Raw genomic sequence first — 14,959 nt, 5'->3', positions numbered from 1 at the left:
GACGTCGAAAAACGCAGTCTTGAGGCGTTGATGTCGACACGATCCTGTCTATCCGACGATGGACTTTATGGCGTGGTGCGGATGCGAACCACACGCCGGAGGTCAGATATCACAGATGTTCACAATGCGTTGGGGAATCGCAACAGACACAGACAAAGACACAGACAACGAGCGGCGAGGCCGCTCGTTCGGGAATCAGGCAGCCTCCGCCACCCGTACCTCCACCAGCAGCTTCTTCAACTCCGGCACGCACGAGCCGCAGTTGCCGCCGGCCTTGACGCAGGCCGTAATCTCGGCCGGGGTGGTCAGGCCGTGCTTGCGCACCGCGTCGCAAATGGTGTTGCGGCCCACGCCGAAGCATGAGCACACCGTGGGGCCGGCATCGGCGCCCTTCTGCATCGGTTGCCCCATCAGCAGGCCGATGCGGTCCGTGTCCTCCAGCCGTTCGCGTCCGAACAGCTCCGCCAGCCAGGAGCGCGAGGGTAGTTCCGGCCGGGTGGCAATGTAGACGCACGCTTCCAGCCTGTCGTTGACGACATAGCCCGCGTGATAGGTGCCCGCGCTTCGGTCTTCGTACTCAAGCCAGTCTGCATCCGGGTCGGTCACGCCGAGCAGGCTGCGCGCCCATGCGGCACGGTCGGCAATGGCTTCGCGCCCGGCAAATTCGTAGCGCTGGAACCGGTGCCCCTGCACGCGCGTCCAGTAGGTGAGGGTATCGGCTGGCAGTTCCTTGCGGCTCAGCACGAAGCCGTGCCAGTTGACGCCGAACGGCTCCACGCACACCGGCGTGTGCTTGAACTCGGGTTCGCCGGACATCGGGTCGACCACCGGGTTCACGAGCGCGCCGACGCGCGCATCGGAGCTGAACTGCCCGTTCCAGTGGATCGGCACGAACACGCTGCCGCGCGGAATGCCGCCGCCGTGCCGCACGCGTGCCACCATGGCGCCCCAGCGCGTGGAGACACGCGCGAGCTTGCCTTCGCCCAGGCCGCACAGCAACGCATCCTGCGGATGCATGTCGACGAAGGGCTCGGGCAGGTGGTCCGCAAGGCGGGCCGACTTGCCGGTGCGTGTCATGGTGTGCCACTGGTCGCGTACGCGGCCAGTGTTGAGGATCAGCGGATAGTCACCATCCGGCGCGTTTGCCGGCGCACGCGTCGGCGTGGCGACGAAGTGCGCCAGTCCATCGGCATGGGCGAATCGCCCATCCTCGAACAGCCGGCGCGTCCCCGCGGGCGAACCCGCCACCACCGGCCATTGCACGGGTTCGAAGGTGTCATAGCTTTCCTTGTCCATGCCGGCCATGCCGCCGATATCGAATGCGCGCGGCGCCTCGTCATTGCGCCAGGCGCTCAGGCGCGCATGCTCGTCGAAGATCTCGTGCGGTCCGGCGTAGTCGAAGCCGGCAAAGCCCATGCGCCGGGCCACGTCGCACAGGATGCGCCAGTCGGCGCGCGCCTCGCCCGGCGCTGGCAGGAAAGCGCGCTGGCGCGAGATGCGGCGCTCCGAATTGGTGACCGTGCCGTCCTTCTCGCCCCAGCCTAGCGCCGGCAGCAGCACGTGGGCGGCGTCATTGGTGTCGGTGCGCTCGATGATGTCGGAACTGACCACCAATTCACACTTGGCCAGTGCGCGGCGCACCTGGTCGGCATCGGGCAGGCTGACCACGGGATTGGTGGCGATCACCCATACGGCCTTGACCCGGCCTTGCTCGATCGCATTGAACAGTTCCACCGCCTTGAGGCCCGCGCGGTCGGCCATGACCGGCGATTGCCACAGGTCCTGCACGATGCCCCGATGCAGCGGGTTGGCCAGCTCCATATGCGCGGCCAGCATATTGGCCAGGCCGCCGACCTCGCGGCCGCCCATCGCATTCGGCTGCCCGGTCAGCGAAAACGGGCCCATGCCCGCGCGGCCGATGCGGCCGGTCAGCAGGTGGCAGTTGATGATGCTGTTGACCTTGTCGGTGCCGGCGGACGACTGGTTGACGCCTTGCGAGAAGGCCGTGACGACCTTCTCGGTATCGGCGAACAGGCGATAGAAGGCCAGCACGTCCTCGACATCGAGCTTGCAGGCGCGCGCAACAGCCTTGGCGTCATCGCAGTCGACGGTGGCCTTCAGCGCATCATCGAGCCCAGACGTGCTGGCTCCGACGAAGGCGGTGTCGGCCTTGCCTTCTCGCGCGAGGTAGCTCAGCAGCCCGTTGAAGAGCCAGACATCGGTGCCGGGCCGTACCGCCAGGTGCAGGTCGGCCAGCTCGCAGGTGGCCGTGCGGCGCGGGTCGATGGCGACGATCTTCATTTCCGGCCGCGCCTCCTTGGCCTTGACCAGGCGCTGGAACACGATCGGATGGCACCAGGCCGTGTTGGACCCGACCAGTACCACCAGGTCGGCCAGTTCCAGGTCTTCGTAGTTGCCCGGCACCAGGTCTTCACCGAACGCGCGCTTGTGGCCGGCCACGGCCGATGACATGCACAGGCGCGAGTTGGTGTCGATATTGGCGGTGCCGATGAAGCCCTTCATCAGCTTGTTGGCGACGTAGTAGTCCTCGGTCAGCAACTGCCCGGAGACATAGAGGGCGACGGCATCGGGGCCATGTTCGCGGACGATGCGCGAGAACCCTTGCGCGACGGTGTCGAGCGCGTGGTCCCACGAGACCTGTTCGAGCGTGCCGTCCGCGCCGCGCACCTTCGGATGCAGCAGGCGGCCTTGCAGGTCCACCGTCTCGCCAAGGGCGGAGCCCTTGACACACAGCCTGCCTCGATTGGATGGATGCTCCGCATCCCCGGCAATCTCGACCTGCCCGTCGGCGCGTACCGTGGCGCGCACGCCGCAGCCGACGCCGCAGTAGGGGCAGGTGGTGGCGGTGGTAGTGGTCGGGGTGGCGGATACCACCGGGATGTCGGACAGATTCACGCTTTCTCCGTGGGGCGATGTCGTTGTCAGCGGGGGATCTCAGGCGGCAAGCGCCTCGCACTGGGCCTTGCCGAACAGCAGGCGCTGGCGCAATGACGCGACCGGTGCGCGTTGCTGGATCAGCTCGAAGTACCACGGACCATCCTGCACGTCGCCGTACAGTACGGCGCCGACCAGGCAGCCGTCCTGCAGCACCAGCCGCTTGTAGACACCGCGCCGCGCGTCGCGCAGTACGAGGTCTTCGCTGCCTTCGCTGCCGACGAAGTCGCCGGCCGAATACAGGTCGACGCCAGTCACCTTGAGCTTGGTCGCCGTGGCTTGCTGGATGTAGCGGCGATGGCCCGAGCCGGCCAGGTGCGCGGCGCACACACGCGCCTGGTCCCAGATCGGCGCGACCAGGCCGAAGGTGGCCTGGCGGTGCTGCACGCATTCGCCGACGGCGTAGATGCGCGGGTCATAGGTCTGCAGCGTGTCATCGACCACGATGGCGCGTTCGCAGCGCAGGCCGGCGCCGGCCGCGAGTTCGGTGTTCGGGCGCACGCCGGCGGTCATCACCACCAGGTCGGCCGGGATTTCGCTGCCATCCTTGAAACGCACGCCGGTCACGCGCGTGTCCCCGAGAATCTCGCCGGTCTGCGCGCCCAGCATGAAGCGCAGGCCCTTGCGTTCCAGCGCGCCCTTGAGCAGGGTCGCGGCGGGCTTGTCGAGCTGCCGCTCCATCAGGCTGTCGCACAGGTGCACGACGGTCACGTCCATGCCCTGGCGCAGCAGGCCGTTGGCGGCTTCCAGCCCGAGCAGGCCGCCACCGATCACCACGGCGTGGCGATGGTTGCGCGCGGCGTGCAGCATGGTCTCGACATCCTGGATATCGCGAAACGCAATCACGCCCTCGAGCTGGTGGCCGGGCACCGGCAGGATGAAGGGCTTGGAGCCGGTCGCGAGCAGCAGCCGGTCATAGCGCACCTCGCGCCCGGACTGCGCGCGCACTGTGCGGCGCGGACGGTCGATGGCCACCACCGGGTCGCCGGCCAGCAGTTCGATGCCGTTCTGCGCGTACCAGTCGCGCGTATTGAGCATGATGTCATCGACGGTCTTCTCGCCGGCCAGCACCGGCGACAGCAGGATCCGGTTGTAGTTGCCGTGCGGCTCGGCGCCGAACACGGTGATGTCGTACAGGTCCGGGGCCAGCTTGAGCAGTTCCTCGACCGTGCGCATGCCGGCCATGCCGTTGCCGACGACGACCAGCCGGGGCCGGGGTTGCGAGGGGGCGGATGGCGTCATGCGCAGGGTCTCCGTCAGGAACATGGGTGTCAGGCTGCCAGCTCTTCCTCGACTTCGTTCACGGTCACGTCGGCGGCGACCCAGACCTTGCCGTCATAGACGCGTGCCGGGTAGGCGTTGACCGAGTGCTCCGGCGCTTCCAGGCATTCGCCGGTGCGCAGGTCGAAGTGCTGCTTGTAGATCGGCGAAGCCACCACCAGGCGCTCGCCCAGGTTGCCGACCAGCCCGCGCGACAGTACCGCCGCCTGCGAGTTCGGGTCGAAATTGTCGATCGCGTAGACCTCTTCGCCGCGGCCGATGCGGAACACGGCCACTTGCTGGTCGTCGACCAGGGCGCAGACACCAGTATTGGGCGCGATATCGCGCAAGGTGCAGATCGCGGTCCAGGTTTCGGGATGGTGGGAATGGCTCATCACGTTCTCCTTCGCTTTCGTTGGATTCGGGCTGCTTTCAGGCTGCATTCAGGCCGCTTTTGCGGGCACGGCCACCACGGGAATGTGGCTCAGGCGGGAACGTCGCAAGTTCCGTTCCTCGGCCGTGGCCGGGCGGATCTGCCCGCGCTCCTCGATGAAGACGATGTTCTCGTCGCGGCGATCGCTGTTGACGAAGTGGCGGAAGCGCTTGCGCGTCTCGGGATCGGTGACAGCCTTCTTCCACTCGTCTTCGTAGGTGTCGACCACGTGCTGCATCTCCGCTTCCATGTCGGCGGCGATGCCGAGCTTGTCGTCGAGGACGACGTCCTTCAGGTAGTCCAGGCCGCCTTCCAGGTTGTCGCGCCACACGCTGGTGCGCTGCAGGCGGTCGGCGGTGCGCACATAAAACATCAGGAAGCGGTCGATGTAGCGAATCAGCGTCTCGCGGTCCAGGTCGCCGGCCAGCAGCTCGGCGTGGCGCGGCTTCATGCCGCCGTTGCCGCATACGTAGAGGTTCCAGCCCTTTTCGGTGGCGATCACGCCGACGTCCTTGCCTTGCGCCTCGGCGCATTCGCGCGTGCAACCCGACACGCCGAACTTGATCTTGTGCGGGGCGCGCAGGCCCTTGTAGCGGTTCTCCAGTTCGACGGCGAGGCCGACCGAGTCGTCCACGCCATAGCGGCACCACGTGGAGCCGACGCAAGATTTCACCGTGCGCAGCGCCTTGCCGTAGGCATGGCCCGATTCAAAGCCTGCCGCGATCAGTTCTTCCCAGATATAAGGCAGTTCCTCGACGCGTGCACCAAACAGGTCCACGCGCTGCCCGCCGGTGATCTTGGTGTAGAGGCCATACTTCTTGGCCACCTGGCCCACGGCGATCAGCCCTTCGGGCGTGACTTCGCCGCCCGGCATGCGCGGCACCACGGAGTAGGTGCCGTCCTTCTGGATATTGGCGAGATAGTAGTCGTTGGAGTCCTGCAGGCTGGCGTGTTCCTCCTTCAGCACGAACTCGTTCCAGCACGAAGCCAGGATGCTGCCCACGGTCGGCTTGCAGATATCGCAGCCCATGCCGTTGCCATGCGCTTCGAGCAGCGCTTCAAAGGTCTTGAACTTGCCCACGCGCACCAGGTGGTAGAGCTCCTGGCGCGAGTACGGGAAGTGTTCGCAGAGATGGTTGTTGACGGCCATGCCCTGCTTCTTCATTTCGGCCTTCATGATCTGCGTGACCAGCGGCACGCAGCCGCCGCACGCCGTACCGGCCTTGGTGCAGGTCTTGAGCGCGCCGATGCTGGTCGCGCCGTCGCAAACGGCGCCGCAGATCTCGCCCTTGGAGACGTTGTTGCACGAGCAGATCTGGGCGGTGTCGGGCAGCGCGTCGGCGCCCAGCGCAGGCTTGGCCTTGCCGCTGCTGTCGGGCAGGATCAGGAACTCGGGCGATTCCGGCAGCTCGATCTTGTTCAGCATCATCTGCAGCAGCGTGCCGTATTCGCTGGCATCGCCGATCAGCACGCCGCCCAGCAGGTACTTGCCGCAGTCCGAGACCACCAGCTTCTTGTAGATCTCCTTGCGGTCATCGCTGAACTGGTAGATGCGGGCGCCCGGCACGGCGCCGTGCGGATCGCCGATGCTGGCGACGTCCACGCCCATCAGCTTGAGCTTGGTGCTCATGTCGGCGCCGCCGAACTCCACGGCTTCGCCGCGCAGGTGGCGGGCAGCTACGCGCGCCATGTCATAGCCCGGCGCGACCAGGCCGTAGATCTTGCCTTGCCACAGCGCGCATTCGCCGATGGCGTAGATGTCCGGGTCGGAGGTGCGGCAATGGTTGTCCACCGAGATGCCACCGCGCTCGCCCACCGTCAGGCCGCTCGCACGGGCCAGTTCGTCGCGCGGGCGGATGCCGGCCGAGAACACGATCATGTCGGTGTCGAGGTGCGTGCCGTCGGCAAACACCATGCGGTGGGTGCCGTCTTCGCCGTCGACGATCTCGACGGTGTTCTTGCCGGTGTGGGCGGTCACGCCCAGGCCTTCGATCTTCTGGCGCAGCATGCGGCCGCCGCCTTCGTCGACCTGTACCGCCATCAGGCGCGGCGCGAACTCCACCACATGGGTCTGCAGGTTCATGTCGCGCAGTGCCTTGGCGCATTCCAGGCCCAGCAGGCCGCCGCCGATCACCACGCCGGTCCTGGAGCGCGCGCCGCATTCGCGCATGGCTTCCAGGTCTTCGATGGTGCGATAGACAAAGCAGTCCTTGCGGTCCTTGCCGGGCACCGGCGGCACGAAGGGATAGGAGCCGGTGGCGAGGATCAGCTTGTCATAGGACAGCGTCTCGCCGGTCGACACCGCCACAGTGCGCGCGTCGCGGTCGATCGACACCGCACGGGCATTCAGGCGCAGCAGCATGTTGTTGTTCTGCTCGAAGAAGCCTGCCGGCACCAGCGAGAGATCATCGGCCGACTTGCCGGCGAAGAACTCGGACAGGTGCACGCGATCGTAGGCGGGACGCGGTTCTTCGCACAGCACGGTCACTTCCAGGTTCTGCGCGCCGGCGTCCGCCAGGGATTCGAGGAATTTGTGACCCACCATGCCGTGGCCGACGATGATCAGTTTCATGATGCGTTCCTTGTCCGGTAGTCAGTCAGAGCTGCTCTGGATGCTGTTATGTGGAGATGCGGGGAATTCAGTTGGCCAGCGCGCCGTCGTACAGCGCCTGTTCCTGCGCCTTGTGCTCGGCGCTGAAGCGGATGGCGATGGCGCACAACGCAGACAGTGCCGCCAGCACGCCCAGCACGGTCAGCGTCTGCTGCAGGTCGCCCAGGCCCTTGAGCAGGAAGCCGGCGGCCACCGCGCCCACGTTGCCGCCGGCGCCGATGATGCCGGCCACGCCGCCGAGCGCCTTGCGGTCGATGAACGGCACCAGTGCATAGGTGGCGCCGCAGGCCATGTGGGTGAACAGGCCGAACAGCAGCATGGCAACCACAGCCAGCGTCACATTGCCGGCCTGCGCAAACCACAGCAGGCCCAGGCCTTCGCCGAGGATCAGCACGAACAGCAGCGTCGAGCGCGCATCCAGGCCACGGCGGCGCGCTGCCTTGTCCGACAGCCAGCCGCCCAGCGCGCGGGCAAACAGTGCCAGCAGACCGAAGCTGCCGGCCGCCAGGCCGGCGGCCTTCAGGCTCAGGCCGAAGCGGTCCACGTAGAACGTGGCGGCGATGTTATGGATGAAGATCTCGATGCCGAAGCAGGCACCGTAGGTAATGAACAGCAGCCACACGCGGTAGTTGGCGCTGGCGGCACGGAAGCTTTCCCAGCCGCCGCCCTTGCCGCTGCCGGTGATGGCCTGGCCGCGCGCGCGCATGTCGGAGTAGTTGCCTTCCGGGCAGTCCTGCGTGAAGCACCAGTAGATGACGGCCATTGCCAGCATCAGCACGCCCGGTACCAGCAGCGCCACGCGCCAGCCCATGGTTTGGTCCACGCCCAGCATCAGCACGGCGCCCAGCAGCATCGGCATCAGCGCCTGCGCGGCGCCGCCGCCGGCATTGCCCCAGCCGGCTGCCGCGGCGTTGGCGGTGCCGACGACGTTGGGCGCGAACATGACCGAGGTGTGGTACTGCGTGATGACGAAGCTGGCGCCAACCGCGCCGATCAGCAGGCGGAACACGAGGAAGGTCTCGTAACTCTGCGCGAACGCCACGCCCAGCACCGGCAGCGCACCGAGCGCCAGCAGGCCGGTGTAAGTCTTGCGCGGGCCGAAGCGGTCGCACATCGGGCCGATCACGAGCCGTACGAGAATGGTCACCGCCACCGCGGCGATATTGATATTGGCGATCTGCGCCGGCGTGAGGCCGAACTCGCCCTTGATCACCGGCATCAGCGGCGCGCAGGCAAACCACGCGAAGAAGCAGACGAAGAACGCCATCCAGGTCAGGTGGAAGGCGCGCATCTGCGGCGTGCCGAGGCTCAGCAGGTGGATGCGGGTGGCTTTGCCAATCATCGTTCTCGCTCCGAGGAGCGGTGCGTGCGCACCGCCCAAAAACAAATGGCGTCCCGCAAACCGGGGTGAGGCCGGTTCAGGGGACGCCGTTGTCCAGACAGCGGCTACATGGGATAGCCGCCGCGCTTGTGGGGTGGGCGGATCGCCGTTGATCCGCCCGCGTCATTTACGCAAGCGCTGTGCCAGGGGCGAAGTGATGATGAACGGGGTATTTCGCGGCAAATGGGCAGGGTACGGACCGTGCTGGTGCGCCCCGATGGGGCGTAGCCGCCGGCGCGGCACAGTGATGGTGCGCTGCAATGTGTCGCCGCGGTGCTGGCCGGGAATCAGTCCTGGGGCGTGCCTGGTGGCGTGAGCCGAATGACGGTCATGTCGGACGGAGACACGGGCTGGCCTTCTTCGTCGACCAGTGCCGCACTGACACGCTGGCCATTGCGGCGCGAGCGGATTTCCACCGGCCCGGTGCCGTTGGCCGCCAGGTGGCGGTCGCCCCATTGCATCAGCCCGACCAGCACCGGCAGCAGTTCCACAGCGGCGCGGGTCGGCCGGTACTCGAAGCGCTCGCGCTCGCCCGGCTCCTTGTAGCCGACCCGGCGCAGCAAACCGGCCTCGGTCAGCGTCTTCAGGCGGGCGGAGAGGACGGCGGGCGAACATTCCAGCCGGCGCAGGAAGTCATCAAAGCGGTTCACGCCATGGAAGACGTCGCGCAGGATCAGGATCGTCCACTTTTCGCCGATCAGCGACAGCGTGGAGGCGATCGAACAATCGCGAAGGTCAGGGGTGGCGGCTTTCATGATGCACTGAGCATAGCATGCTGACTTCATTTGCAAAAGTCAGCTGTTTGCCTATACTCTGACTACAAATCATGAAGTCAGGGTGGCGGCAATGGTCGGAACATGGGCAGGGATGGCGGCGCGGGCGTCACAGCCAGTGGTCAATGAGAACTGGAAGCTGCGGCGCGGCGAGCAGGTGACGTTGCGCGTGGCCAAGGCTGAGGACGGTGCGGCGGTACGCGGCATGGTCGAAGGCCTGTCGCGCGAAAGCCGCTACTTCCGCTTCCTGACGGGCGGCCGCGTGGCCGATGGGATTGTAGAGGGGCTGGTCACGGCTGGCGCGGGTGGCGTGGCCCTTGTGGTGACGGCGCCGAGCGCTGACGGTGGCGCCGAAGCGGTGATCGCTAACGGCCAGTTCGTGGTGACCAGCCATGGCACGGCGGAATTCGCCGTGCTCGTGGCCGATGCCTGGCAAGGTCAGGGCCTTGGCCGCCGCCTGATCGGCAGGCTGCTGCAACTGGCACGGGCAGCGGGGCTGCGCTGCATGCGTGGCGATGTGCTCAGCGAGAACCGGCGCATGCTGGCCATCCTGCGCGGTCTGGGCTTCAGCTGCCGGCGCAATCCCGAAGACAGCTTGCTGCATGAGGCCACGCTTGCGTTCGGGACCGCGGGCGCGGAAGCCGGCCAGCGGCTGCCGGCCGACTGGTTCGGCGCCCGCTGAGCCGGGCCGGCGCCGCTACTCGACGCGCCGGAAATCTTCAGCCGGCAGTCTTGCCGCGCGCAGTGGCCGTGCAGCCGATCGAAGCCACGATGATGCTGGCAATCGCGAGCCACTGGATCATGCTGAGCTGCTCATGGAGGAACACCAGGCCGGCCAGCGCGCCCATGGCGGGTTCCATGCTGAGCAGGATGCCGAAGGTGCGCCGCGGCAGGCGCTTGAGCGCCACCATTTCGAGCGAATAGGGAATGGCGCTGGACAGCACGCCCACGGCCAGCCCCGCGAGCAGTAGCGGCGGGCTGAACATGGCCGTGCCGGCGTGGGCCAGGCCGAACGGCAGCACCACCAGCGCCGCCATGGTCAGCCCGAGCGAGGTGGCCTGGCCGCCGTGCGCGTTGCCGGCGCGCTGGCCGAAGATGATATAGAGCGCCCAGCCGACGCCCGCCGCCAGCGCAAAGCCGATGCCGACGGGGTCCAGGTGGGTAGCGGCCTCGCCTAGCGGCAGCAGCAACAGCAGCCCGGTGACGGCAAACGCGATCCACAGGAAATCGATGGCGCGCCGCGACGACAGCACCGCCACGGCGAGCGGGCCGGTGAATTCGATGGCAATCGCCAGCCCGAGCGGAATGGTGCGCAGCGACATATAGAACAGCAGGTTGGTCGCGCCCAGCGCGGCACCATACAGGGCGATGGCCCGCGCATTGGCGGCCGAAAGCGGAATCCGCCACGGGCGCCAGACGGCCAGCAGGATCAGCGCCGAAAAGCTCACGCGCAACGCGGTGGTGCCCTGCGCCCCGAGCGCGGAGAACAGCGACTTGGCAAACGAGGTGCCGATGCACAGGGAGGCCATCGAGCCGGTCAGTGCCACGACGGCGAGAAGGGTGGCGCGTTGCCGCAGGCGGTTCAGGGGCAATTGGAGATCCTGTTGGAGTGATGCAGCCGCATCTTGCGCCATGCGCGCGCCGGGCGCCATAGACGGGTGCAAGGATTCCGTTCTGTACAGTTCGGGCGACATCCGGATTTCCCTTTCCGCGCTGCCCGACTATGGTGGAGTCAGTCCATTGCCAGGGGAGCCGGAACATGGAAGCCGCCGTTCGTCATGTCGTGATCACCGGGGCCGCGGGGGCGCTGGGCCGCGCAGTGGCCAGCCGTTTCGCAGGGGAGGGCTGCCGCCTGGCCCTGATCGACCACAAGCTGCAGCACCTGCAAAGCGTCTTCGCGCACCCTGATGGTGATGGCGGCATGCTGCTGCGCGAGGCCGATGTCACGTCCGAGACCGCCATGGCGCAGGTCGGCGCGGACATCCTCGGCACGTTCGGCGCCGTGGACGTCGTGGTCCACGTAGCCGGCGGCTTCGAGATGGGCGAAGCCACGCAAGACATCAGCCGTGAAACGTGGATGCGGATGATGGACCTGAACGCGTGGTCATTCATTGCCGTGACGCGTCCGTTCATTCCTGGCATGCTGGCGCGGGGCAGCGGCAAGGTCGTCGCCGTCACGGCACGCAGTGCTTCGGCGGGCGTCGCCGCCATGGGCGCGTATTGCGCATCGAAGAGCGCACTGCAGCGTCTGGTCGAGAGCTTGTCGCGCGAGGTGCGCGGTGCCGGCATCAACGTCAATAGCATTGCACCGAGCGTGCTCGATACGCCGGCCAACCGGCGCGACATGCCGGATGCGGATCCTGCGCGCTGGGTGTCGACCGGGTCCGCGGCGCGGATGGTGTCGATGCTGGCTTCCGATGCGGCGGCGTCGGTGCATGGGCAGCATCTCGTGCTGGACGGGTTGAGCTGACGGTTTAGCTGACGGGGTTAGCCGAGCAGGCTGGCGGAACCCGGCCATGGCTGCGCGCGCGCCGGGGCATGCCATTCAGGTTGAGCATCGCCGGCCGCGGTGCCAGAATTCCAGCATTGCGCGATCGCGTGACTGCAATGAGGACCCGGCCCGCCGCCACGGACGGGCAAGCCGGGGCGCATATGGACCGGGAACCGCTTAATGAGGTGTCGGATGGGTCGGTAATGTTCGCCGACCTCAGCGGCAGCACCAGGCTGTACGAGGTGGCCGGCAATGCGGCGGCCATGGCCGCGGTCGCGCGATGCCTCGGCGTCATGCGGTCCTGCTCCGAGGACGCCGGCGGGCGCATCGTGAAGACCATCGGTGACGAGATCATGGTGCTGTTCCCGGCGGCGGAGCGCGCCCTGCAGGCCGCGCTCGACATGCAGCTTGCAGTGTCCCAGCTGCCGCCGGTGTCCGGTGTGCCGATGTCGATCCATATCGGCTTCCACCATGGCCCGGTGCTTGCCGATGCATCGGGCGACGTGTTCGGCGATACCGTCAACCTTGCCGCGCGATTATGCAAGCTGGCGTCGCGCGGACAGATCATCACCAGCGCGGAATCCGTGGAGCAGCTTCCGGACTGGCTGCGCCAGACCACGCGCTACCTGTACCCGACACAGGTGCGCGGCCGCGAGCAGCCGGTCGAGTTGTTCGAGGCGATCTGGCAGCAGGCCACCGACCTGACCCTGATCGACACCGAAAGCCCCAGGACCGCCTGCACGGTATTCCTCACACTGCGCTACCGCTCGGTGGTGGTGGAAATGAGTCTTGCCTCGCCGCCGGTCACCATCGGTCGTGACAGCAGCATGACGATCGTGGTGTCGGACCGGCGAGCCTCGCGTTTCCAGGCCACCGTGGAGACGCGCGGGGGCCGCTATGTGCTGGTCGACCGGAGTTCGAACGGCACCTATGTCACCATCGATGGCGAAGAGGGTTTCATCCTGCGTCGCGACGACGTCATGCTGCGCAGTCACGGCTGGATCACGTTCGGCCAGTCGATGGACAGCACCGAGGAGGGCGTGGAGTTCTTCGTGCGTGTCGAGCGCGTGTGACGGCTGGTGTATCACTGGCCCGCCGCGAGGCTCGCCCGGCCGGCCTGCACCAGGGTCCGGGCCAGTGCCTCGCGCCGTGCCGGTTCGGTAGCCATGGCTTGAGCCATGCCGGACGCAAGCGCGTCGACCGGCACTGCCGCCGGTGCGCCGGCAGTGCCCCAGGTCGCGCCGAAGGCAGCCTGCTTGCTTGACGCGAGCGATTGTCCCGGGCGCAGCAGGCCCACGTGCGGCAATGCCAGGGCGGTGGCGACAATGCCGCCATGCAGGCTGCTGCCGGCGAAGCCGCGGCCGTGGGCAAGCAGCGCGCAGATGTCCCACAGGTTGAGCGAGGCAAAGATGGCGACACGCGTGCGGGGCATGCGCGCCGCCAGCCGCCGGTAGACGTCGAGGTCGTCATGCCAGGGCGCGGCGCCCGCGCGGAACAGTACGATGCCGAGATCCTGCGCGCGGGCCAGTTGTTCGAGTTGACGGGCGAGCGCCGCCAACGTGTCGTCGTCGCCGAAGTCGGCGCTGCATTGCACGGCCAGGTAGCCGCGCGGAAATGCGGCGATCACGCCGGCCGGTTCGCCATGCCGGGCGTGCTGGCGGATGCGCGGCGCGAACAGCTCGGCCACCATCACCGCCGGGTCAGGCTCCAGGCCGCAATGGATACCCGCGGATTCCAGCATGGCGTGGGTTTGCCGGTCGCGCACGCCGACGCGCGCGGCGGCCTTCAGCTTGGCCACCACTTCGCCGCGCATGGCAGGTTCCAGCCGATCGAGGTCGATGCCGCCGACGGCGCGGTAGCTCACCTTCGCGGCATTGGCGAACAGGCCGCCGGGTAGCAGGTAGGGCGCAAGGTCCGGCAGTCCGAGCCGCGCTTGCGCCCAGGCCGCGCGCCCGGCCGGATCGGCATCGAGCCGCGCGACCACTGCGGGGGCCTGGCTTGCGGGCAGCAGCATCACGGCGGCCTCCCATGCGCTGCAGGTCAGGATCTCGCCGCCGACGTGGACGATATCGACCGGCGTGCCACCCAAGCGCTCGGCCACCCGCGCCAGTGCCTGCACCTTGTGGCCGCCGCAGGCCGACAGGTCTCGCTCCGCCAGGCCGCAATAATGCAAGGGGCGCCCCGTCAATCCGTGCGCCGCGATATGCGCCAGCAGCAGGTCGCCGAAGTTATGGCGGTCAAAGGCGCCGAAGAGGATCGCGGTGCGGTTGTCTGGCACCTGGCTTGCCCCAGGGCTCGCTGCCCGCCGTTCAGCCTGCCGCGGATGCCTGGCCGCGCCGCCAGGCGGGAATGCCGACCGTGACGAGCAGCACGGTCGGCAGCAGCACGCACCAGACCGAAAGCCAGGCATAGCCGAGCGCACCGAGGATGGCGCCGAGCGCGAAAGCGGCCAGGGCCGGCCCCATCTTGCGGAGCCGGCGCCGGATCGCGTCGCGCTGCGTTCCGGAAGCGGACGGCAGGTCGACGAGGTCAATGACGATCTGCGTCGTATTGCCCGTCATGATCGTGGTCGGGCCAAGCTCGCTGAGCGACGTGCGCGACATCGCGTTCTGGAGGCCCATGGCCACGACGGCCAGCATGCCGGCCACAATTGCCGCTGGGGCGGACGGATCGGTGACCGGCGCGGCATGCAGGCTGGCGGCCATGAACAGCGCCAGCAGCGCGGCTTCGGTCAGCAGCAGCGGGGCGACCGGGGAACGGCCGGTCCTGGCGATGCGCACTTCAGCCAGCCGCGTCGCCGCGACGGCCAGAACGAAGGCCGGCAGCGCGAGCAGCTTGGACAGCAGGCCCGGGGCATTGCCCGTGACATCCACGCCGATCATGATGAAGTTGCCCGTGACATGCGCCGTGAACAGGCCGAACAGCGAGATGAACCCGACCACATCCACAAAGCCCGCGACAAACGCGAGGATGCAGCCGGTAGCGGGTCCCGGTGAGGCGGCGGCACTGGCGGGCGGCTGTACGGTGCTCAATGCGGTCTCCGTCGCGCGGTACA

General features: G+C 67.5%; 12 protein-coding genes. 3 read left to right on the top strand and 9 right to left on the bottom strand.

All coding sequences use genetic code 11. The features are described from left to right. Positions 1 to 195: 195 nt before the first annotated feature. From CupriaWKF_RS18415 to CupriaWKF_RS18390, 6 genes are all read right to left on the bottom strand, one after another. Positions 196 to 2,916, bottom strand: coding sequence for a nitrate reductase (locus CupriaWKF_RS18415; protein WP_276102208.1), 2,721 nt, complete (start codon positions 2,914 to 2,916; stop codon positions 196 to 198). 39 nt (positions 2,917 to 2,955) lie between these two features. Further along, positions 2,956 to 4,197, bottom strand: a complete 1,242-nt coding sequence (locus CupriaWKF_RS18410) for an FAD-dependent oxidoreductase (protein WP_276102207.1) — start codon at positions 4,195 to 4,197, stop codon at positions 2,956 to 2,958. Positions 4,198 to 4,226: 29 nt separating this feature from the next. Then, positions 4,227 to 4,610, bottom strand: coding sequence for a nitrite reductase small subunit NirD (gene nirD / locus CupriaWKF_RS18405; protein ID WP_276102206.1), 384 nt, complete (start codon positions 4,608 to 4,610; stop codon positions 4,227 to 4,229). A gap of 48 nt (positions 4,611 to 4,658) precedes the next feature. After that, positions 4,659 to 7,220 (bottom strand): nitrite reductase large subunit NirB, encoded by a 2,562-nt coding sequence (nirB, locus tag CupriaWKF_RS18400; protein WP_276102205.1) that lies wholly within the window; start codon positions 7,218 to 7,220, stop codon positions 4,659 to 4,661. 67 nt (positions 7,221 to 7,287) lie between these two features. Beyond that, positions 7,288 to 8,601 (bottom strand): MFS transporter, encoded by a 1,314-nt coding sequence (locus CupriaWKF_RS18395; RefSeq protein WP_276102204.1) that lies wholly within the window; start codon positions 8,599 to 8,601, stop codon positions 7,288 to 7,290. A 326-nt stretch (positions 8,602 to 8,927) separates the two neighbouring features. After that, entirely contained in the window at positions 8,928 to 9,395 is a 468-nt protein-coding gene (locus CupriaWKF_RS18390) for a helix-turn-helix domain-containing protein (protein WP_276102203.1), read from the bottom strand. A 91-nt stretch (positions 9,396 to 9,486) separates the two neighbouring features. Between CupriaWKF_RS18390 and CupriaWKF_RS18385 the strand changes: the two genes are divergently transcribed. After that, the gene (locus tag CupriaWKF_RS18385; RefSeq protein WP_276102202.1) at positions 9,487 to 10,095 is read left to right on the top strand and encodes a GNAT family N-acetyltransferase; all 609 of its coding nucleotides are present in this window, start codon (positions 9,487 to 9,489) and stop codon (positions 10,093 to 10,095) included. A 37-nt stretch (positions 10,096 to 10,132) separates the two neighbouring features. Here CupriaWKF_RS18385 and CupriaWKF_RS18380 read toward each other — a convergent pair whose 3' ends face one another. Further along, entirely contained in the window at positions 10,133 to 11,005 is an 873-nt protein-coding gene (locus CupriaWKF_RS18380) for a DMT family transporter (protein WP_276102201.1), read from the bottom strand. Between the two features lie 167 nt (positions 11,006 to 11,172). Between CupriaWKF_RS18380 and CupriaWKF_RS18375 the strand changes: the two genes are divergently transcribed. Together CupriaWKF_RS18375 and CupriaWKF_RS18370 are read left to right on the top strand one after the other, a co-directional pair. Next, positions 11,173 to 11,883 carry an SDR family oxidoreductase gene (locus CupriaWKF_RS18375; protein WP_276102200.1) on the top strand — a complete coding sequence of 237 codons (711 nt, stop codon included), beginning with the start codon at positions 11,173 to 11,175 and terminating at the stop codon, positions 11,881 to 11,883. Positions 11,884 to 12,107: 224 nt separating this feature from the next. Next, entirely contained in the window at positions 12,108 to 12,977 is an 870-nt protein-coding gene (locus CupriaWKF_RS18370; protein WP_276102199.1) for an adenylate/guanylate cyclase domain-containing protein, read from the top strand. 11 nt (positions 12,978 to 12,988) lie between these two features. Here CupriaWKF_RS18370 and CupriaWKF_RS18365 read toward each other — a convergent pair whose 3' ends face one another. Next, positions 12,989 to 14,182 carry a polysaccharide pyruvyl transferase family protein gene (locus CupriaWKF_RS18365; protein ID WP_276102198.1) on the bottom strand — a complete coding sequence of 398 codons (1,194 nt, stop codon included), beginning with the start codon at positions 14,180 to 14,182 and terminating at the stop codon, positions 12,989 to 12,991. A 31-nt stretch (positions 14,183 to 14,213) separates the two neighbouring features. Continuing rightward, entirely contained in the window at positions 14,214 to 14,936 is a 723-nt protein-coding gene (locus tag CupriaWKF_RS18360) for a YoaK family protein (RefSeq protein ID WP_276102197.1), read from the bottom strand. Between the last annotated feature and the right edge of the window lie 23 nt (positions 14,937 to 14,959).

This window comes from Cupriavidus sp. WKF15, from assembly GCF_029278605.1.
In the GTDB taxonomy this organism is placed as follows: domain Bacteria; phylum Pseudomonadota; class Gammaproteobacteria; order Burkholderiales; family Burkholderiaceae; genus Cupriavidus.
The sequence above is the reverse complement of the archived record's forward strand: the minus strand, read 5'-3'. Positions and strand labels throughout refer to the sequence as shown.

Bases quoted from the DNA above. Each gene is read 5' to 3' on its own strand.
- CupriaWKF_RS18410 (WP_276102207.1), bottom strand. From the start codon at position 4,197: ATGACGCCATCCGCCCCCTCGCAACCCCGGCCCCGGCTGGTCGTCGTC.
- nirD (WP_276102206.1), bottom strand. From the start codon at position 4,610: ATGAGCCATTCCCACCATCCCGAAACCTGGACCGCGATCTGCACCTTG.
- nirB (WP_276102205.1), bottom strand. From the start codon at position 7,220: ATGAAACTGATCATCGTCGGCCACGGCATGGTGGGTCACAAATTCCTC.
- CupriaWKF_RS18395 (WP_276102204.1), bottom strand. From the start codon at position 8,601: ATGATTGGCAAAGCCACCCGCATCCACCTGCTGAGCCTCGGCACGCCG.
- CupriaWKF_RS18390 (WP_276102203.1), bottom strand. From the start codon at position 9,395: ATGAAAGCCGCCACCCCTGACCTTCGCGATTGTTCGATCGCCTCCACG.
- CupriaWKF_RS18385 (WP_276102202.1), top strand. From the start codon at position 9,487: ATGGTCGGAACATGGGCAGGGATGGCGGCGCGGGCGTCACAGCCAGTG.
- CupriaWKF_RS18375 (WP_276102200.1), top strand. From the start codon at position 11,173: ATGGAAGCCGCCGTTCGTCATGTCGTGATCACCGGGGCCGCGGGGGCG.
- CupriaWKF_RS18370 (WP_276102199.1), top strand. From the start codon at position 12,108: ATGTTCGCCGACCTCAGCGGCAGCACCAGGCTGTACGAGGTGGCCGGC.